This is a genomic window from Francisella philomiragia (assembly GCF_018135955.1).
Lineage (GTDB): Bacteria > Pseudomonadota > Gammaproteobacteria > Francisellales > Francisellaceae > Francisella > Francisella philomiragia.
Window position 1 is genome coordinate 1038700 of the sequence record NZ_CP063138.1, and the last position, 21567, is coordinate 1060266.

Below are 21567 nucleotides of genomic sequence, written 5' to 3' on the forward strand. Positions count from 1 at the left end.
TAAATAATGGTGGAAGTAAAAATATATACAAAAACGAACTGCCCTTTTTGCGACCTTGCTAAAAGCTGGTTTGGCACTAATGATATTCCTTTTACACAAATTACTCTTGATGATGATCAAGAAAGATTAAATTTCTATGCTGAAGTAAACAAGAATATTCTTCTTGTTGAAGAGCATATTAAGTCTGTTCCACAGATATTTATTGGCGATGTTCATATAGGTGGCTATGATAACCTTATGGCTAGAGCTGGCGAGGTTATCGCTCGTGTTAAAGGTTCATCATTAACAACCTTTTCAAAAACGTATAAACCTTTTAGCTATCCTTGGGCTGTTGATCTAACTGTCAAACATGAAAAAGCTCATTGGATAGAAGATGAGATTGATTTGTCAGAAGATGTTACTGATTGGAAAAACGGTAAAATCACTAAAGTTGAAAAAGAGTATATTACTAATATTCTAAGACTATTTACTCAATCTGATGTAGCCGTTGGTCAAAACTACTATGATCAGTTTATACCATTGTTCAAAAATAATGAAGTTAGAAATATGCTTGGCTCCTTTGCTGCTCGTGAAGGTATTCATCAAAGAGCATACGCCCTTCTAAATGATACTCTTGGTCTTCCTGACTCTGAATACCATGCTTTCTTAGAGTATAAGGCAATGACAGATAAAATTGACTTTATGATGGATGCTAATCCTAATACTCGTCGTGGTTTGGGATTGTGTCTTGCTAAGACAGTATTTAATGAAGGTGTAGCCCTATTTGCATCATTTGCAATGTTACTTAACTTCCAACGCTTTGGTAAAATGAAAGGTATGGGTAAAGTCGTTGAATGGTCAATCCGTGATGAATCTATGCACGTCGAAGGTAATGCTGCATTATTTAGAATATACTGCCAAGAAAATCCATATATAGTTGATAATCAATTTAAAAAAGAAATATATCTAATGGCTAGCAAGGCTGTTGAGCTTGAAGATAAATTTATTGATTTAGCTTATGAGATCGGCACTATCGAAGGTCTAAAAGCTGATGAAGTAAAAGAATATATTCGTCATATTACAGATAGACGTTTAAATCAGCTTGGTTTGAATGAAATATATAATATTGATAAAAACCCTCTTACTTGGTTGGAGTGGATCTTAAATGGTGCTGATCATACAAACTTCTTTGAAAACCGAGTAACAGAATATGAGGTTGCAGGTCTAACTGGTAATTGGGATGAGGCTTATCAGCACTAATTCCACTTTTTATTAATTTTTCTCATAATTAGTTTCACTTATATTTCTTACAAAAATTTAAAACATAACTACTATTTACTCTTTTAAAACCTCCAGTTCTTCTAAAGCTGCAAACCATTCTAATTCAGTTTGTTCTATTTTTTCTTTTAGCAGAGAATGCTCAAGTAAAGTTTGCTGAAGTTTTTGTTTATCATCATATAAATCCTGATTTTGGAGAGCATCTTGCATTTGTTGATCTTGCTGTTGTAATTTTTCTAACGCCCTTTCAAGTTTTTTGACTTTATCTTGAAGTGGTTTAAGTTGCTTTCTTTTATCAGCAGATAATTTTCTATCCTGTTTTTTAGCATCTTTATTAGATTGTACTGCTATATTTGATGTATTATTCTCAGATTTTTTGACTTCAAGAATGTACTTATAGTAATCCTTCATATCACCGTCAAAAGGCTTAACCTGCCCTTCACCAACTAGCATATACTCATCAACTGTTGATTCTAATAAAAATCTATCATGCGAAACTAATATTATAGCTCCTTGGAAACTCTGTAATGCTACAGTTAAAGCTTCTCGAACGCCTATATCTAAATGATTGGTTGGTTCATCTAATAATAAAAAGTTAGGCTCTTGATATACAATCATTGCTAGAGCTAATCTAGCTTTCTCGCCACCAGAAAAAGTTCCTGCCTTTGCTAAAGCCTTGTCTCCTACAAAGTTAAAACTACCCAAAAAAGTTCTAAGCTTTTCTTGAGTTGCTTGTGAGTCTAAGCGTTGCATATGCAATAATGGTGAGGCTTCAGGATCAAGCATATCTAAAGAATGTTGCGAGAAATACCCTACTCTAAGATTTGGGTGTTTTTCTATCTTACCTGATAAAATCTCAATATCTCCAATAAGAGATTTAATAAGTGTTGATTTACCAGCCCCATTTAGACCCAATAGACCTATACGCATTTCATTATAGATATTTAATTTTACGTTATTAAGAATTTTTTTATCGCCATAACCAAGATCAGTATTTTGTAAACTGACCAAAGTACCTCCAAGATGCTCTTTAACTTGCTTAAATTCAAAGCTAAATTCAGAATCTGACTTAACAGCTTCTATTCGCTGTATTTTTTCTAACATTTTGACACGACTTTGTGCTTGTTTTGCTTTTGATGCTTTAGCTTTAAATCTATCAACAAAACTCTGTAAATGAGCTATATGCTTTTGTTGTTTCTCAAACTGCTTTTGTTGTAGTACTTTTTGCTCATAAGACTGCTTTTCATAAGATGAATAGTTACCAGTATAAGTATCTATATTCTTATTATCGATATGAAATATTTGCTTGACAACATTATCTAGAAAGATTCTATCATGTGAAATAAGTAGTAAAGAACCTTTATATTCTTGTAGATACCCTTCTAACCATAGTACAGCATCTAAATCTAAATGGTTAGTAGGTTCATCGAGTAGTAAAATATCTGACTCTTGTAATAGTGCTTGAGCAAGATTTAAACGTATCTGCCAACCACCTGAGAGCTCTTTTACCTTTTGTTGCAAGTGACTAATACTAAAACCTAAACCTGAGAGCAATTTACCAGCTTGAGACTCTATTGCATAACCTCCTAAAGATTCATATTCTTCATGATATTTTGAGTAATCTACAAAGTTCTCAGACTCTAAAGATTTTTGCATTTGGATCTTCAATTGTTTTAAAGATTCTATACCATTGACTACATAATCTATCACTTTAGCATCGAAATCATCAACCTCTTGCTTAACAGTAACTATACGGGTATTTTTAGCAATCTCAATATCGCCCTTATCTGGTGTTAGATTGCCTTGTATAAGGTTAAAAAGTGTTGTTTTACCTGTACCATTTTTGCCCACAAGACCTATTTTTTGATTAGGAAAAATTGAGAAATTAATACTATCAAAAAGTTCTTTTATCTCTACTTGATAAGATACATTTTTAAAGAAAATCATTTGTTTTAATATAAATATTTCATTAGCTAAATTATATACATTGAGTATTTATATAAAAGTGATTTTCAAATATAAGCTACTGATTTAGCTTATTTAGTAATGATAGATATACAAAGCAAACAATATAAGCAACTACAGTACCCCAATTAATACCCATAATTGGATATAACCAATATATTAATAAATCGTAGATTAATAATATAGAAACTCCATAAGAGAAATGTTTTAATACTCCTGGAAATAGCTGATCTTTGTATGTAAATATCAAAACTGTAGTCACGGATGTTAGCATAACTGGAAATGATGAAAAGATACCGGCCCACTCATGACCCACTATACGAGACACTCCAGTAATCACTAAGACTAATGAAGCAACTAGAATAATCCTAAATGTAATAACAATTAGTTTATTAGCCGGTTTAAGCTTAACAGCTACCTTTGTATGCTTATTATCAGCAACTCTCCTGAAAAAAAGAATCGTGATAAACATGGCAACCAAAAATATCATGAAACCAGAGAATATATTAATACTAAATTTTGTAAGAATATAGCCACTGATAAAATAAATAATAAAACCAACAAAAAGAGCGCTTAAAGTATTAAAATAACGATTATTAAGAAATAATTTGCCACCTAAATAAAACCCTATTGTAAATAACAAAGTACAACAGAATCCTGCAAAAGCATAAGGCATTGAATCTATCAAAAACTGTAATCCATTCTCACGCGCATAAAAATAAGTAAAAAGACCAACACTAAGTGGTAAACCTGAAAATAAACCTCCTAATCTAGGACTTTTCTCAGATATATATATTAATCCTAGTACCATTAAAGCTGATAATATTATTTTTATAGTAATCAACAACATATAAAAAATACCGTTATAAAATATAGATTGAAAGTTTACACTATTTGGTATTTTTATAAATCATTTTACAGATCTAATAATGCTATACTAACCAAAGCATTTATCTATATTGGTATCTATGATGCAAAATGTAATTATTGTCTTATTTAATGAGTTTGAAACCTTAGATGTTTTTGGACCAGTTGAGGTTATTGGGAGTTTCAAAGAACACTTCAAACTTGAGTATTATTCTCTAGAGGGAGGTAATGTATATAGTAGTCAAAATGTCTGTATAAACACCAAAAAACTCTCAGATGCTAATTCAAAAGACTCGATATTATTTGTGCCTGGGGGTATTGGTACAAGAAAGTTAATATACAATAAAAAATTAATAACTGAATTAACTAGATTAGCAAATAATGCTAAATATATACTTACAGTCTGTACAGGTTCATCTTTATTTTCACAAACAAATCTGCTTAATGGCAAAAAAGCTACTTCTAATAAAAAAGCTCTTAGTTGGACAAAATCTATAGCTCCAGATGTAAACTGGATCGACAAAGCCAGATGGGTAAAAGATGGTAATATTTATACAAGCTCTGGCATAAGTGCAGGCATAGATATGTCTCTTGGTTTTATCGCGGATATCTTAGGCTATGATGTTGCTAAACAAAAAAGTATTGAGTTAGAATACTCATGGCAAGAAGATGCAAATGTTGATGAATTTGCAGATATTTATAAATAACAACTTATGAGCAAAATAAGAAAAATCATACATATTGATATGGATTATTTTTTTGCTCAGGTCGAGGAAAAAAATAATCCGAGCCTCAAAGATAAACCTTTTGCTGTAGGTGGTACCAACCCCAAACGTGGCGTAATATCAACTTGTAACTATATAGCTAGAGAATATGGTATTCACTCTGCTATGCCTACAGCGATCGCTATGCAGAAATGCCCTAATCTAATACTTTTAAATACTGATTTTGCAAAATATAAAGCTGCATCTTCGATTATAAGAGAGGTATTCTACACTTTCACAGACAAGGTTGAGCCTCTATCTCTTGATGAGGCGTATCTAGATGTTACAGATGTTGCAGTTTATAAAAATAGTGCAACACTAATTGCTCAGGCGATCAAACAAGAAATTTTTAATAAAACTGGCCTTACAGGATCAGCTGGAGTAGCTCCAAACAAACTACTTGCAAAGATAGCTAGTGATATTAACAAACCTAATGGTTTATATGTAATCACTCCTGAGCAAGTTAGTGATTTTGTTAAAAATCTGCCTGTTAAGAAACTTTTTGGTGTTGGTAAAGTCTCACAAGAGAAGCTAAAAAGTATGAGTGTCGAAACTTGCTTAGACTTGCAGCAACTAAGTCTAACTACTCTTCTGGATAAGTTTGGTAAATTTGGAAGTAGTTTATATAACTATGCTAGAGGTATAGATAATCGTGAAGTTAACCCTGTACGGATTCGTAAATCTGTAAGTGTTGAAAATACATATTTAGAAGATCTAAAGACTCTCGAGGTTTGCCTAGAAAAACTACCTAACTTATATAATAAATTGACTAGTCGCATGACTGAAGAGCATTATAAGTCTATAATTAGTATTGTTGTCAAATTTACAGATACAAAATTTAATAAAACAAGTCTAACTAGAGTAGCAAAAACACTAGATATAGAAATGCTAAAAAATCTAATAATTGAATTACATCAGAAACAAAATCATCCTATTCGACTAATTGGTATAGGTATAAAACTTGGGGAGATTGATGATAGGCAGATGGATTTATTCTAAAATTTTTTTATACTCTTCTAAAACTCTAAAAATCTCTCGTTCATGCTCCAACTGATTCAACTTCATGCGAAACTCTTTTGAACTAGGTAAATCAGCAAGATAAAAACTTGCATGAGTTCGGATTTCTTTAACAGCTACTTTGGCAGTTTTTAGTTTAATGAGTCTTCTTAGATGTTCTCCTAATACTTCAACACGCTCAACTGGTGTTGGTGGCGGTACTAGCTCACCTGTATTGAGATACTCAGCAATTTGTCTAAATATCCAAGGGTTACCACGAGAAGCGCGCCCTACCATCACCGCATCTACTCCTGTATGCTCCATCATAGCCTTAGCACTATGAGGACAGAACACATCACCATTGCCAATCACAACTGTATCTACAGCTTTTTTAACATCACGTATAATATCCCAATTTGCTTTACCGGTATACATTTGTTCACGCGTACGTCCATGGATAGCAATAGCACTTACGCCAGCATCCTCACATGCTTTAGCAACCTCTATAGCATTAATGTTTTCATCATCCCAACCAATACGCATCTTTACAGTTACTGGTTTATGTACTGCTTTAACAACAGCTGTAAGTATCTCATGGATTCTATTAACATCTTTTAGAAGTGCCGCTCCAGCTTGTAATTTCTTAGCAACTTTTGGCATAGGACAACCCATATTTATATCTAAAAAATCACATTCTGTATTCTCTGCGATATATTTTGTTGCGCCAACAAAACTATCAATATCTGTACCAAATATCTGTATTCCAAGTGGCTTTTCAATATTTTCCATATAGAGCATTTCCATAGTTTCCCAGTTTCGCTCCACTACAGCTTTGTTACTCACCATCTCAGTATATATCAGCCCTGCGCCATGCTCTTTACATATAGTACGAAATGCACTATCACAAAAGCCTGCCATTGGTGCGAGTACAACATTATTTTCAATTTCTATATCTGCAATTTTAAAGCCCATCTTTCACACCATCTAACAGAAACCATTGTCCCATTTGTTTGGGTTTATCAAATTTCATACCGTATTTTTTAAACTCTTGTTGAACTTCATCAACTTGATTCTCTATGATTCCAGACAGAGCTAATCTTCCACCAAGCTTTAAACTACTAGTTATACTCTCAACTAAGCTTATAAGCACATTTGAGAAAATATTGGCCACTACTAAGTCAAACTGTTGTTTAGGTGGATTATCACTAAAGTGGGTTTTATTAGCTACGCTATTTTCTTGAGCATTTTTGATAGATGATTCTATTGAGTTTGGATCAATATCTATACCTTCAGCATACTTTGCTCCTAGCTTAACAGCCCCAATAGCTAGGACTCCAGTACCACAACCATAATCCAAAACTAAAGAATCTTTTGAAACATATTTTTCCAACCATTCAAGACACATTTTAGTTGTTTCATGATTACCACACCCAAAAGCAATACTAGGATCAACTATTATATAAGTATGCTCATTATCTTGAGGTGGTTGCCTCCAATTTGGATAAACAACTATATTTTTACCAATAGATATTGGATCGTAATCATATAACCATGCAGCTTCCCACTGCTGATCTTTAATTATTTCGTAATTTATTTCACTTTCAATTATGTTTTCAAACTTTTTTTGAATGTTAGCAATAATACTATCTATATCATGATGGTTCTCATATAAGACTGTAATGCTGACTATATCATAGGATTTATCTATTCTTGTTACAGAACCTGCATCATTATCAAAGAGGTAATTCTCGACTATGTCAAAATATTTAGATTTTAGTGTAAACTCTAACTGGTGCCATTGTTGCATTTTATAAAAAATAATTCAAAACTTTATATATCGTAAAATAATACTAAATATACTAATTAACGGCTAGATTAAATTTATTATTTAGTGTCTGATAATTAACCTTATTTCAACAATCTTCATTTTAATTTTCTTATTTTGATCTAATTCTTCTTAACCAAAAATGATTAACAATCCTCAATACATGGACTGCTATATATCCAGCACTCGCCACTAAAAGACCAGCAACAAAACTACCTAAATATAGTGGTTTCCAAAATTCATGTAAATGATTTAGCATATAAGAACCAAATGTTTCCCAGTTAGAGATATCTACCTGTTCTCCAAGCAAAAAGCATCCAAATATATAATTACCCAAATACATTGGCACCCATGTTAGAGGATTACTAATCCATACAGTTGAAATTGCTATTGGTATATTAGCTCTCAAAATTATAGCTGAAATAACTACTGGAGTCATTTGCAAAGGTAATGGAATCATCATCCAAAAAAATCCTATAAAGACACCTCTTGCAACAGTATTATAATTAGCAATCCATAGATTTTTATTTGTAAGTCTATGTGCTACAAAACCCAAAAATTTAGAATTCTCTAGTCTTTTTCTTTTCTTAATTAATTTTCGAGCTCTTTTCGTATTCATATCTCTAGATTTCTTACAAAAAAATGGTTCTATACAAAACTCTACAGTTATTGATATTCTATACTATGACCGTACAAAGTACCTTGAATTTAAACTTAACTAATATCGTCTAATTAATTACGGCTGACTATAAGACCAAAATAGTCTATTTGCATCATCACCGGGACTAAATTCTACTTGTCTATTGTCTATATACTCACCATATCTTGAGTTAATAAACTCTCTATCAGGTGGTACATAAGCAGCACCTTGTGCTCTCTCTTGCTCAACTTCTGGACCATAATACATTGTGTATGGATTAGCTGGTCGCATATAGGCATAGCTCATCGCAACACCCAGCAAACCTGCAGTGATTAAAATTATTTTTTTCATTTGTTTACATCTCCTTTAAAAGGCCTTTAGCCCAAAATTAATTATAACCTTTTTTAGTTAGTTATATGAAAAAAATTTAACTTTAGACTATAGATATTTTGCTACAATTATCCTTAGGTTAAATGTGTACACAAAAGATATGCAACAATACAGTACTAAATATAATAAAAAAGCTATTTTATTAGTTAATCTTGGTACTCCAGATAACTATGATGTAAAATCTATTAGAAAATATCTTAGAGAATTTTTGTCTGATCGTAGAGTAATAGAAGCTAATCCTTTATTATGGAAGCTAATCTTAAATTTAATTATTCTACCAATTCGTTCAAAAAAGAATGTGCATACTTATGAAGCCGTATGGAATAAAGAGCATAATAAATCGCCCTTGCTCTTATACACTGAAAATCTAGCAAAAAAACTAGATCAAAGACTCGATAATTACATAGTAGATTGTGCGATGCGTTATGGCAATCCAAGCATTGAAAGTAAGATTAAAAGCTTACAAGATCAAGGAGTAACTGAGATAATAGTATTTCCACTATATCCTCAGTATTCTGCGACTACTACTGCAACTGTTTATGATGAAATATACAGAGTCCTATCAAAGCTAAGATGGCAACCCGCTATCAAAGCAATAAATCCTTACTATGATAATAAGTTTCATATTCAAACTATCAGTCAACAAATTAAAAATTATCTGCAAGCTACAGACTCATATCCGGATATAATTTTATTTTCTTTCCACGGCTTACCAAAGGAATATTTTGATAAAGGTGATCCCTACTATTGCCATTGTCACAAAACTTATCGCTTGGTCAAAGAAAACCTGCAAAATGAATATCCTGATATAGATTTTGAATTATCATTTCAATCTCGTTTTGGTCCTAAAAAATGGTTAGAACCATATACAACTGTCAAACTAGAAGAATTTGCAAAGCAAAATAAAAAAGTTGTAGTTATAGCCCCAGGATTTAGTGCCGATTGCCTAGAAACATTGGAAGAGCTTGCAATCACTGAAAAAGAAAACTTTATTGAAAAAGGTGGTAAAGAGTTTGTTTTAATTCCATGTTTAAATGACTGTGATGAACATGTCGAAATGTTATACAATATTATAAATGAGGAAATATGCCTAAAAAAATAGCTATACATTGGTTTCGTCAAGACTTACGCCTTGCGGATAACCCTGCGCTACATCAGGCTAGTCAAGCAGATGAGACAATTACAATATTTATACTAGATGAGAATCAAGAGATTGGTGGAGCTAGCAAACTTTGGCTTCATCACTCTTTGAGCAGTCTAAGTAAATCTCTAAATAATAAGCTCAACTTTTTTAGTGGTAATCCCCTAGAAATCATAAAAAAACTTGTCAAAGAAAATAATATCACGGATTTTTATTGGAATAGATCTTATGACAAGTACAGTATTGATAGAGATACTCAGATTAAACAATTTCTGCAAGAGCAAGATATAAATGTAAGTAGTTTTAATGGAAGTCTACTTATCGAACCATGGCAATGTAAAAAAGATGATGGCACACATTATAAAGTATATACTCCGTTCTACAAGGAGCTTATCAAAATTAGAAAATATCGCTCAAATATTGTCAAACCAAGTTTTAATTCCCTAAAAAAACTAGAAACTGCTGATGAATTAGATTCTTTAAAACTACTAGAACCAAAACTTTCTTGGCAAAATATAATAGATCAATGGCAAATTGGGGAAGATGCCTCGCATCAAATCCTTGAGGAGTTTCTAGATGGTAAAGTAAAAGAATACAAAACAGCTAGAGACTTTATGAGTACAGACTCAACTTCTAAATTATCTCCATATTTACACTTTGGTGAGATATCACCTAACCAAATTTTTAATGCCGTGCAGAGTCTAGACTATATTGGTAACAATGAAGAGCACTTTATCAAAGAGTTAGTTTGGCGTGATTTCTCTTATTATCAGATATATTATTATCCTGAATTACATAACAAGAACATCAACCAAAAGTTTGATAGTTTTGAATGGGATAACGACGCTACTCTTCTTAAAAGATGGCAAACTGGACAAACAGGTATTCCAATAGTTGATGCGGGCATGAGAGAGCTTTGGCAGACTGGCTATATGCATAATCGTGTACGTATGATAGTTGCTAGCTTCCTTATCAAAAACTGTCTTATCCACTGGAAATATGGAGAAAAATGGTTTTTTGATACTTTATTTGATGCTGATTTTGCTAGTAATAATGCTAACTGGCAATGGGTTGCTGGTTGTGGTCTAGATGCCGCTCCTTACTTTAGAATTTTTAATCCTGTACTACAAGCTGAAAAATTTGAAGCTTATGAATATATTCGTAAGTATGTACCTGAACTTAAGTTTCTACCAAATAAGCTAATTGCAAAGCCATGGGAAGCAAGCGAGCTAGTATTACAAGAAGCAGGAGTTAAATTGGGTGATAATTATCCAAAACCTGTAGTAGACCTCAAGAAATCTCGAGACAAAGCATTAGAGTTGCATAAGAAATTAAACTAAAACTCAAGCTTAATAAATTGCTTATATTGCTGCCCTTTCTTGAGTTTGATATCTGAATTATCATAGTTTTTGCCAATTACTGGTATAAACTGTGGCTCAAAACATATTGCATGAAATTTCTGTGAATTTAAGCCATTTGATAACTTCAAACCATCAGGAAAATTAGTAGTATATATCTGCGTAGCCGGATAAGAACTTGTTACTACAAGCTTTCGTCCACTAATCTCATCTGTCAATTTAATAGTTCCATCAACAATATAACAATGATCTATCCCACCACCACTAAAATATTCAAAATTAGTTTCTAATTTATCTGCAATAACTGATTCTTGACTAAAATCCATTTCATAAGGAATTTTTATAATTTGCTTAGGTATACTGTTTGTATTAGTTATTACTACTCTCTCTGCAGATACTTGTAATTTGTGATTTTCTATAGTCGCTTTAAAATCTCCAGATAAATTATAGTAATTGTGATTTGTGAGATTTAGTAATGTATCTTCATTAGCTATGGCTTCAAAATGGATTATTAGTGAATTTTCTTGTAATTCATAAGTTATATCAATCTGTACATCTGCTGGAAAACCATCATCTGATGATTTTTGAATACGGCTGAATTTAACTTTATTTTGATTAACTCTATAATCAAATCTTTGATGAGATATATTATTAAAACCTCCATGAAGAGTATTAATAGATTTTTCATTTTTACTAACACTATACTTTTTATTATTTAGGATAAACTCACCATCTTTGATCCTCCCAGCTACCCTACCGATACTAGCACCATAATATGATGGATTATTAAAATAATTTTCTATATCTGCATACTGTAAGATTATATTTTCAAACTTACCATTGTTATCTCTAGTTCTAAGAGAATATACAGTAGCTCCAATATCTAATAGTTTTAATTGGATATTATTATTTTCTAATGAAATTACATTTAGGAAGTTTTGTGCAGTTTTAATTCTTTTAGTAGATACTTTTAGCATAGTCTAATATCAATTTTGCAACTTGTGATTTTGATATATTATTATACTCTTTTAAATTATTTTCAGATAAGATTGTTACACTTGAATTATCATTACCAAATACTTCGGTTGAATTAGCAACTATCATGTTTAGATTTTTTTTGACAAGCTTAGATCGAGCATATTCAACTATATTTTCAGACTCAGCTGCAAATCCTATAGCAAAAATACTTGGATATGATTTTTTACAATTTGCTAAAACATCAGGATTTTTAATAAATTCTAAAGTTAAATTTTCATCAGTTTTCTTAATTTTATTAGTAAATTTATTTTTGATCTTATAATCAGCCACTGCTGCACAACCAATAAAGATATCACTATGTTTAGCTTTCTCGAGCATTGCTTGATTCATTACATCAGCACTTTTGGTATCAATAATTTCTAAATTAGGATGTTCAATATCAAAACTTATTGTAGTTTTTGCTTTAAGAACAGTAACTTTCGCTCCTCTATTAACAAGCTCTTTTACTAATGCAAAGCCCATTTTTCCAGAACTATAATTTGATAAATATCTTACTCCATCAATATCTTCTACAGTTGCTCCTACTGTTATCACTACTTTTTTAGCTTTGAAATCTTGAGCAATATTCAATAACTCAAACAAAACTTCAGGCTCATGTAATCTGCCACTACCTATATCTCCACAAGCTTGAATGCCTTGATCTGGAGCAATCAAATTAAATCCTATATTTTGAAGTTTTGTAATATTCATCTGAGTTAATTGATTTTGCCACATATTTACATTCATAGCAGGAGCTATATATACTTTAGAATTATCCTCATTAGCTAATATTGTTTGACTTAATAAATCATCAGCTAAACCATGAGCTAATTTTGCAATAGTATTTGCTGAAGCCGGAACTATAAATATCTTATCAGCCCAGCGTGATAAATTGATATGTGCCATACTTTGACTATATTCACTCATATTCAAAGATTCATCAGTATAGACATTACAGCCTAAAGCTACTAAAAGTTCAGGCTTTATAAACTGCTGTGCTCCTTTAGTGACTATAGCTCTACACTCAACACCACTTTTAATAAAAAGTCTTATCAAATTTATAGTCTTAAAAGCTGATACACTACCAGTAATCCCAAATAAAATCTTATTACTCATAAATATTAATCTCTATTTATTTAATATCTTCTCTCTTTTATAAAACATAATTATTAGTAAAACCATAATAGCTACTAATACAGCTAAGATATTTACATTCATTCTAAATGTGCTTTCATTAGTAATCCAATAAGCAAAAATAATCCCAAAGAAAATACTACTACTCCTACCTAAAGCAAATATCATATTAGTAGCTAATGAACGAACTTCTGTCGGAAACTCAGTGGCTGCATATTGTGCCCACATTATATTATAACCACCACCAATAAGCCCAATAAGTATTCCATAGAAAAATATAAAATCACTAGATACATATTTATACGCAAAGATACTCACCAGAAATATAACTATATTTATTACAAAAAATAAACTCGGTGATTTAAAATATTGGTTATATATTCCGCTAAGAATACTACTAATAATATTTCCTGCAAAAAATCCAAATAGAAACAGCTTAACTAAACTTGCAAAATCCATATCATTAGCGATGAATTTCACCAATGCAAACATTACAGTTATCACAAAGAAATAAGGTAGCGTAATTAAAAAGTTAAGAATCAGCGGTTTATTATAATTTCTGATAAGAAAACTAATACTTCCCGCATTTTTAAATTTATCAGATTTATACAACTCTATAAAATATGGTGACTCTTCTAATACTCTTCGAAATGCGTATATTCCCAAACCAGCAAATCCACCAAAAATAAACATTACTTTATAAGATAAAACACCCAAAAGTGTAGCGACCACTCCTCCTAATACTCCAAGAATATATAAAAGACTCATTCCCCAAGCAGCTAATCTAGGCGGAAAAAATTCTACTATCAAAACACTAGATACAGCAAACTCACTTGCTAGAGCCAAGTATGCTAAAAATCTTAGTAGCATAAAAATGTAGATATTATTTACAAATATACACAATAAAGTAGTCAAAGAATAAAGCAAAATACTATATTTTATGACCGTAATACGCCCAAACTTATCGGCTAAAATACCAAAGAGGATTGCACCAACTAAGATACCAACCATTTGAATATTATTTATCAAGTAATAAGTTTGTTGAATTTTAGTAGAATCAAAAATTCCAAATTGTTGCTTTAGTAAATCAACATAAGAGACGCTAAATACAGTCAAATCGTAAAAATCTATAAAGTAACCTAAACATAGTATTACTAAAATCCATTTTGCATTTTTCATTATTCAAAATAAATTGATAATATTAGAGATGTATTATAGATAGATAAAAGTTTAATGACTATAGCTAAAAAGCATTAATCGACAATAATATTCTTCTCATTTGCTGTAGATCTACAAAATGCTACATAACGCTTATCAGTCACAAACCAATAGAATACTGCACCAACAATAGCGTCAGCAAAATAGTTTGTTATAGGTGTAGTTAAACAAACAAAAATTATAAATGGTAATATAAGCATTAAAAGATTTTTAATACCAATTCTTCTAAACTCAAGGCTTGCATATATAGTTATTAAAACTACAAGTATTGCACTCATATTTATTTGTGTCTGAATCTCTACTGTATTAAGTAACAATGTCAAAACCACAAATACAACCAAACCAAATAGTCTAGTACGTGGCGCTAAAGCTCCCATACTTACAGGTGCTGCCATATATCCTATAATGTGAAAACCTGTCACAACCAACATCAAACCAGTCCAGTTATCTGAGAAAAACAAAAATATGACTGATAATATAAAGTTCGCAAGAAGAGATCTACGTGAGATATTTACAACAGGAGTAATTTTAGCAAAATATCTAGGCATCTGTCCTTCTGATGACATTGCATATAGCATTCTCGAAGAAGCTCCTAAATATGTATATCCTGTAGCAGATGGGCTAACTACACTATCAACTATAAGCAAAAATGATATATAACCAAGTCCTAATAGTGTCGCTAATTGTAATAATGGTGAATCAAAATCTAATCCTGCCCAACCACCTTTTTCTAAAAGATATTGATGAGGAACTGCCTGCATAAATGCATATTGCAAACCTAAATATAAAACTAAAACTATAAGTAAAGCTAAAATAATTGCTAATGGAATATTTCTACCAGGATTTTTAACTTCACTAGCATAAGCAACAACTGTTTGAAATCCATTGAAGGTATAGATCAAACCACCAGCAACAATAGCAGTCAAAGCTGAGCCAAATCCAAACTGGGAATTGTTAGGAATATCTTCGGAAAACATACTAACATGATCAGAGCTATGTATAAATGCATAGGCTATAAATATAATAACGATTATAAATGGTACTGCCATTTTAAATACTGTTATAGCATTATTGACTCTAGCTAATAATTTAACACCATAAAAATTAATAACTAAATATATAAATAATACAGCTAATGCGAAAGTCATACCAGCTGTAGTCAAAACGCCATCACTCATTAACCATTGCATAGACTTAACACCAGATAGATACTGAGTAGTTGCTAATGCTTCAGATGAAATAACTACAACAATACCAAACCAGTTTGCAAAAGCAAATGGCATTGCAAAAATACTATTATGAGATATCGCACTCGATCTAGTTGTAGCTCCTCTTACTGGATACAAAGATACAACTTTACCAAGACATAGCGCAATCATTACAACAATTAATGCTGCTAAAATCCAAGCCAAAAAAGCCCAGTTACCAGCATTTTTAGCTGTAAGCTGAGCACTAAATAGCCAGCCTGAACCGACCATACAAGTAGTACCGATCAATACAGCACTAAACAACGACATCTTTTTTACAGATACATTATCACTCATATTCTTTCCTTATAATTAATTTAAAACTAGACAAAAAAATATTTGACATATTTTTTAGCTATAACTTTTTGATAATTTTTGATCATTGACTGACAAAAAATTTGACAAGGTAAGTTTTAAATTACCATCAAGAATATGAGTTTACAATATTTTTTACTCCTCTAAACTCATTAAAGATGCATTTCCACCAGATGCGGTAGTATCGACACTGACAGTTTTTTCTACAACGAATCTGCGCAAATATAGAGGTGATGCTGTTTCTATTGCTAAGCTAGTGCACTTACCATCTTTAGCAACACTTTCTGCAACAAACGGGATAATTGCTCCTCTACGTAATGCCAAAGCTTGATGAACTTGTTTAACTGCTGAAATACTTCCTGAAAAAGTCACTAAAGCTACTTTACTATTGAACAGTAGCGCTGAAGTAATCTCTTCATCATCAGATAAAATTAAATTAATAACTTTAGGATCAACACCCGCCTTAAGCATTAACTTAACAATATTATAAGCTGTTAAACTACCTGTATATGCAGGTTTAGCTACAACAGTATTACCGGCTAATAATGCAGCAGTTGTTTGACCTACAAATCTTATTAATAAATCACAACTTGAGCACATACTAACTACTACACCACGCCCTTTCAGGCTTAGTTCATCAATTTCACCTGTAGGTCCAGGTAACAACTCAGGATGTGCAAATTCCTTTTTAGCCTGTAAGCAATAATATGCTACTTGCTGTATAGTTTTATCAATCTGAATATGAGCATTTTCTACAGATACATTTGATTCAGTAACCAAACATGATGCTATTAGATGACGCTCTTTTTCTAATAAATCTAAGAATTTTTCAACAATTAAAGCTCTATCTTCAGCATTTATATGATTCCAAGCATCTGCTTCTGCATAAGCTACTTCTATAGCTTTATCGACGGTACTTACAGAGGCAACATATTTTTTACCAATATTCTTACCATCAGCAGATTTTAGATCTACAAATTTATCCTTCTTAGCTTTCTCACCAGCTACAATATTAGTGATACTATATTTATCTTTTATCAGTTTGTTTGTAGCTAGTTCATCATTAGCAATTTTTTCAGGATTATAAATCTCTTCTACCGCACCAACACCTGATAATTTTTCATTTGCCAAACGATGCATATAGTATGGACCACCTGCTTTAGGACCAGTACCAGATTTACCTTGTCCCCCAAAAGGTTGGACACCGACAACAGCACCAACAATATTTCTATTTACATATACATTACCAGCTTTGATGTTATTTTTAACATAGTTCATAACCTCATTAATTCTACTATGAACACCTGCAGTCAATCCATAACCAGTAGAGTTAATATCCTTTATAAGTTTGCTAAGTTCATTTGCTTTAAACCTAAGAATATGAAGAATTGGACCAAACTGTTCTCTACCAAGGTCAGATAACTTCTCTATTTCAAATGCAGTAGGCATTACAAATGTACCTTTTTGAGTATCATCATTTGGTTGAGCTTGGTATACAAGTTTAAATTGTTTTTTCTTCTCTTCTATATATGCATTTAAGTTATCAGCTGCTTCTTTATCTATTACAGGACCAACGTCTGTATCAATATACTTTGAATCACTTATTTTAAGCTCTTTCATCGCACCAACAATCATTTTGATATAATTATCAGCGATGTCCTCTTGTAAGCATAATATACGCAATGCCGAACAGCGCTGACCAGCGCTATCAAAAGCTGAACGTATCACATCTCCAGTAACCTGCTCTGGTAGAGACGAAGAGTCTACTATCATAGCATTCTGACCACCAGTTTCTGCTATAAATGGCACTATTTCACTAGATTTTGATGCTAATGTTTGATTTATAATTCCTGCAACTTCAGTTGATCCTGTAAATATAACCCCTTTGCACACAGGACTTTGAACTAAAGCACTACCAACAGTTGCCCCATCTCCTGGAGTAAACTGTAATACACCTTTAGGAAGGCCTGCTTTGAATAATAACTTGATAGCCTTATAAGCAATAATAGGAGTTTGCTCAGCAGGTTTAGCTACAACAGTATTACCAGCAGCTAAAACAGCTGTAATCTGGCCTAAGAATATTGCTAGAGGGAAATTCCAAGGGCTAATACATACCATTGCTCCTCGACCTGTAAACTCAATTTGTTTTAGATGATCTGATAATGCAGGCAATTCAATCGGTCCATTAAATTCTCTACGTGCCTGAGCAGCATAATAACGACAGAAATCTACAGCTTCTCTAACCTCATCAATAGCATTTGATAAAGTTTTGCCAGCTTCAATCATCGCTATAGCAATAAATTCATCAGTATTCTTTTCTAATAAATTTGCGAATTTTTCTAGAATATCAGCTCTTTGACTAGCTGGAGTATTATTCCAATCTTCAAATGCACTTTGAGCATTTTTTAACGCTCTTTTTGCCATTTTAGCATCAGCATTAATCACAGTACCAATTGTATCACCAGTATTTGGATTTATAACAGCTTCAGCTGTGCTCTTGTCAATATCAACATTAGAAACTATTGGCTTTGCTTTATATGTATTTTTAAGAGTATATTTCTCAATATTTTTATACATATCTGCTAACACTGCGAAGTCATTAGTATTATGACCTTGTGAATTTAACCTAGGAGCTACTATATCTTTTGGATATGGTATATTAGGATGCTGACCACAACCATAGTCAATAGCTTTTTTAACTGGATCCTCTATTAGCTCTTCAATAGGTAAATTTTCATCAACGATTCTATTTACAAATGAGCTATTGGCACCATTTTCTAATAATCTTCTGACTAAATAAGCAAGTAAGTGCTTATGTCCACCAACCGGAGCATATATTCTACAAGGAATATCTTCATAACCTTCTTTACCAACTATATTGTCATATAAAGGATCACCCATACCATGTAGACATTGAAACTCAAAATCTTTATTGCCATTAGCCAACTCCATCACTACAGCTACAGTTTGGGCATTATGAGTGGCAAACTGCGGATAAATATATTGATGATGTTCAAAAAGTTGCTTCACACATGCTTGGTAAGAAACATCTGTATGATATTTACGTGTAAATACTGGGTAACCTGCTAAACCTTGCTCTTGTGCATGTTTAATCTCAGCATCCCAATATGCACCTTTTACAAGACGAATCATAAATCTTCGATTAGTTTTCCTAGCAAGATTAGCTAGGTAATCTAATACATAAGGAGCTCTTTTCTGGTAAGCCTGAACAACTATACCAATCCCATCAAATCCATCTAAAGATGGCTCATGAGCCAATCTCTCTACCAATTCTAGTGATATTTGCAATCTCTCAGTTTCTTCAGCATCAATATTCATTCCTACATTATATTCTTTAGCTAACTGAGTAAGTTTAAGTAACTTTGGATATAATTCTTCATGAACTCTTTGATGCTTTGCAACTTCATAACGCGGATGTAAAGCAGATAGCTTGATAGATATACCCGGATTCTTTTTAATCTCTTTATTTGTTGCATATTTAGCTAGCTCATTTATAGCATGCAAATACTGACCATAGTAATAATCAGCATCAGCCATAGTCATTGCAGCTTCGCCTAGCATATCATAAGAATAACTATATCCTCTAGCAACTTTAGTTTCTGATACTTTTAATGCTTCTTCAATAGTTTCACCAAGTACATATTGCTTACCAACTATTTTCATAGCCTGCTTCATAGCTTGACGAATTACTGGTTCACTTGATTTTTTTAGCAAGTTTTGAAAAACCTTTCTATATGCTCCATGAGGCTTCTTCAAAATTTTACCAGTTAACATCAAACTCCATGTGGCAGCATTGACAAACAAATGTTTTTCTCTACCAACATGATTTTTCCATGCCGCACTAGTTAATTTATCTTTGATAAGTAGATCAATGGTGTATTTATCAGGTACTCTTAATAACGCCTCAGCTAAACACATTAGTACGATACCCTCTTCAGAAGATAAGTCATACTCAATCATAAAAGCATCAATACCAGATTTCTTTAGCCTATTTTTTCTAACTTTTTCTACTAAACCATATGCTCTTTCTCTTACTTGTGCTTTTTGCACACTAGACATATGAGCTTTATCTACAAGTTTAGTTACAGCCTCTTTTTCTTCTATAAGCCAATATTTAGAGATATTCATTATTTCATTTGAAATAGGATACTCACCTGAATGGTTTAATAAGTTATTCATATTGCTTCCTTTTATACTTACTTTAATCTATTTTTGTTAAATTTTTTCTTTTCTAGAATAATTTTGTTAATAAGCTCTCTATATCTATCTGGTGGAGTAACTCCTTTAAACAACCAGTCAAACATGTCATTATCTTCGCTAGTCAAAAACTCGACAAACAATTTTTTACCGGCAAGATCTTCTTGCATATAACAATTATTTAAATATGGGGCTAATATTATATCAAGCTCTAGCATACCTCTACGTGCAGAGTATTTTATTTTTTCTACTGAGCTGAATATAAGATCATCATTTTTTATTATCATAAATAGTCAAGCTTATTAAATATAAGGATTACACTAGTTTATACTATACACTTAAGACAACCAATATCGTTAAAGGAATTATTTCAAAAAATACTCTTTTATTTAGCTAAACAATCCGGTATTATTTGCTCTATAATTTTAGGTTTATTCATAACTATTTATTACCTATCTAAAATAAGTTTATTCAAACTAAAAAATACTAAAAGGATTTAAATTTAATGGCTATCAGTCAAAATGTTACAAAAATACTTCAAGATATCGATGAACTAGATTTATTTAGCAATATTTCAGATGAGTGGTCGACTCTACTTAATGAATCTGATGATGAAATCAAAATCAAAAAACTATACTCTGCATTAGTAAAAGAGAGTATTCGCCGTGAGACAGCAGAAAGATTAGCTAAAGATGCTAAATCATACTGTGATCTTATTCAGGAACAATCTAAGCAACGTATATCTGACTTGAAAGAAAGCCTAGAGAGCCAAATTGCATTTCTCACTCAACAAATCAAAGATCTAAAAGTTGAGTCTTCAAAAAATCTTGATTACTACAGAAATGAGTTAAAAAAAGCTACTAGAAGTTTGATAGATAACAAAAATTAACTAGACTAATAAATTTGAAATATCTCAGAAAGCTATTTTATTTGTATTAGCCTTTAAAATTATAATATTTATCTTTCTTGATATCTAAAATTCCCAGTATAAGAGAATACTTCTCTATTATTGCATTTTGAAAAAACAGCTCTAGAAAATCTATTTTGATTATCTTTCTCTATTTCTAAATCAGCACAATTAGTTATAGCTTTACCTTTATCATCTAAAACAGTATAGCTTGCAAAAGAAACTCCCGACAATGAAAATAACAATGTCCATACCACTAAAATTTTATTTTTCATATTTTATGAATCTTATATAAATCACTAATACAA

At 31.8% G+C, this 21567-nt stretch carries 19 protein-coding genes; 6 read left to right on the top strand and 13 right to left on the bottom strand.

Annotation, left to right across the window (positions count from 1 at the left end):
• The first annotated feature begins 6 nt into the window (after window positions 1-6).
• Entirely contained in the window at window positions 7-1239 is a 1233-nt protein-coding gene (locus IMS64_RS05090; RefSeq protein WP_004287627.1) for a ribonucleotide-diphosphate reductase subunit beta, read from the top strand.
• Window positions 1240-1314: 75 nt separating this feature from the next.
• Here IMS64_RS05090 and IMS64_RS05095 read toward each other — a convergent pair whose 3' ends face one another.
• Both IMS64_RS05095 and IMS64_RS05100 read right to left on the bottom strand, forming a co-directional pair.
• On the bottom strand, window positions 1315-3204 hold the full coding sequence (locus IMS64_RS05095) for an ABC-F family ATP-binding cassette domain-containing protein (RefSeq protein WP_211490049.1): 1890 nt from the start codon (window positions 3202-3204) through the stop codon (window positions 1315-1317).
• Window positions 3205-3280: 76 nt separating this feature from the next.
• A complete protein-coding gene (locus IMS64_RS05100; protein ID WP_146422085.1) occupies window positions 3281-4072 on the bottom strand; it encodes an MFS transporter in 792 nt (263 codons plus the stop codon).
• A 121-nt stretch (window positions 4073-4193) separates the two neighbouring features.
• Here IMS64_RS05100 and IMS64_RS05105 point away from each other — a divergent pair, with 121 nt between their 5' ends.
• Together IMS64_RS05105 and dinB are read left to right on the top strand one after the other, a co-directional pair.
• Window positions 4194-4796 (top strand): DJ-1/PfpI family protein, encoded by a 603-nt coding sequence (locus IMS64_RS05105; RefSeq protein WP_211491096.1) that lies wholly within the window; start codon window positions 4194-4196, stop codon window positions 4794-4796.
• 6 nt (window positions 4797-4802) lie between these two features.
• Window positions 4803-5852 carry a DNA polymerase IV gene (dinB, locus tag IMS64_RS05110; protein ID WP_211490050.1) on the top strand — a complete coding sequence of 350 codons (1050 nt, stop codon included), beginning with the start codon at window positions 4803-4805 and terminating at the stop codon, window positions 5850-5852.
• Here the strand turns inward: dinB and dusB are convergent.
• The 4 genes from dusB to IMS64_RS05130 form a co-directional block, all read right to left on the bottom strand.
• Window positions 5844-6821, bottom strand: coding sequence for a tRNA dihydrouridine synthase DusB (gene dusB, locus IMS64_RS05115; protein WP_211490051.1), 978 nt, complete (start codon window positions 6819-6821; stop codon window positions 5844-5846). The two genes, dinB and dusB, sit on opposite strands and share 9 nt — an antisense overlap.
• Window positions 6811-7656, bottom strand: coding sequence for a 50S ribosomal protein L11 methyltransferase (gene prmA / locus IMS64_RS05120; protein WP_211490052.1), 846 nt, complete (start codon window positions 7654-7656; stop codon window positions 6811-6813). Before prmA ends, dusB begins: the two co-directional genes overlap by 11 nt.
• 130 nt (window positions 7657-7786) lie before the next feature.
• Window positions 7787-8293, bottom strand: coding sequence for a DUF2062 domain-containing protein (locus IMS64_RS05125; RefSeq protein ID WP_200156137.1), 507 nt, complete (start codon window positions 8291-8293; stop codon window positions 7787-7789).
• A 117-nt stretch (window positions 8294-8410) separates the two neighbouring features.
• Window positions 8411-8665 carry a hypothetical protein gene (locus IMS64_RS05130; RefSeq protein ID WP_004287884.1) on the bottom strand — a complete coding sequence of 85 codons (255 nt, stop codon included), beginning with the start codon at window positions 8663-8665 and terminating at the stop codon, window positions 8411-8413.
• 139 nt (window positions 8666-8804) lie between these two features.
• Between IMS64_RS05130 and hemH the strand changes: the two genes are divergently transcribed.
• A complete protein-coding gene (gene hemH / locus IMS64_RS05135; protein WP_211491097.1) occupies window positions 8805-9806 on the top strand; it encodes a ferrochelatase in 1002 nt (333 codons plus the stop codon).
• Window positions 9791-11185, top strand: a complete 1395-nt coding sequence (locus IMS64_RS05140; protein WP_211490053.1) for a cryptochrome/photolyase family protein — start codon at window positions 9791-9793, stop codon at window positions 11183-11185. Before hemH ends, IMS64_RS05140 begins: the two co-directional genes overlap by 16 nt.
• Here IMS64_RS05140 and IMS64_RS05145 read toward each other — a convergent pair.
• The 6 genes from IMS64_RS05145 to IMS64_RS05170 form a co-directional block, all read right to left on the bottom strand.
• The gene (locus tag IMS64_RS05145; RefSeq protein WP_211490054.1) at window positions 11182-12180 is read right to left on the bottom strand and encodes an aldose epimerase family protein; all 999 of its coding nucleotides are present in this window, start codon (window positions 12178-12180) and stop codon (window positions 11182-11184) included. The genes IMS64_RS05140 and IMS64_RS05145 overlap by 4 nt on opposite strands.
• Window positions 12161-13336: a bifunctional phosphopantothenoylcysteine decarboxylase/phosphopantothenate--cysteine ligase CoaBC gene (gene coaBC / locus IMS64_RS05150; protein WP_211490055.1), complete on the bottom strand. Its 1176-nt coding sequence runs from the start codon at window positions 13334-13336 to the stop codon at window positions 12161-12163. The genes IMS64_RS05145 and coaBC overlap by 20 nt, the downstream gene beginning before the upstream one ends.
• Window positions 13337-13348: 12 nt before the next feature.
• Window positions 13349-14533 (bottom strand): MFS transporter, encoded by a 1185-nt coding sequence (locus IMS64_RS05155; RefSeq protein WP_211490056.1) that lies wholly within the window; start codon window positions 14531-14533, stop codon window positions 13349-13351.
• A 74-nt stretch (window positions 14534-14607) separates the two neighbouring features.
• Entirely contained in the window at window positions 14608-16116 is a 1509-nt protein-coding gene (locus IMS64_RS05160; RefSeq protein ID WP_004287891.1) for an APC family permease, read from the bottom strand.
• Window positions 16117-16269: 153 nt separating this feature from the next.
• The gene (gene putA, locus IMS64_RS05165) at window positions 16270-20334 is read right to left on the bottom strand and encodes a bifunctional proline dehydrogenase/L-glutamate gamma-semialdehyde dehydrogenase PutA (protein WP_211490057.1); all 4065 of its coding nucleotides are present in this window, start codon (window positions 20332-20334) and stop codon (window positions 16270-16272) included.
• A 17-nt stretch (window positions 20335-20351) separates the two neighbouring features.
• Window positions 20352-20639: an FAD assembly factor SdhE gene (locus IMS64_RS05170; RefSeq protein WP_004287893.1), complete on the bottom strand. Its 288-nt coding sequence runs from the start codon at window positions 20637-20639 to the stop codon at window positions 20352-20354.
• Between the two features lie 218 nt (window positions 20640-20857).
• On the opposite strand from IMS64_RS05170, the gene IMS64_RS05175 reads away from it, so the two are divergent.
• Entirely contained in the window at window positions 20858-21241 is a 384-nt protein-coding gene (locus IMS64_RS05175) for a hypothetical protein (RefSeq protein ID WP_004287894.1), read from the top strand.
• 68 nt (window positions 21242-21309) lie between these two features.
• On the opposite strand, the gene IMS64_RS05180 is transcribed toward IMS64_RS05175, so the two are convergent.
• Window positions 21310-21534 carry a hypothetical protein gene (locus tag IMS64_RS05180; protein ID WP_211490058.1) on the bottom strand — a complete coding sequence of 75 codons (225 nt, stop codon included), beginning with the start codon at window positions 21532-21534 and terminating at the stop codon, window positions 21310-21312.
• Window positions 21535-21567 lie beyond the last annotated feature (33 nt).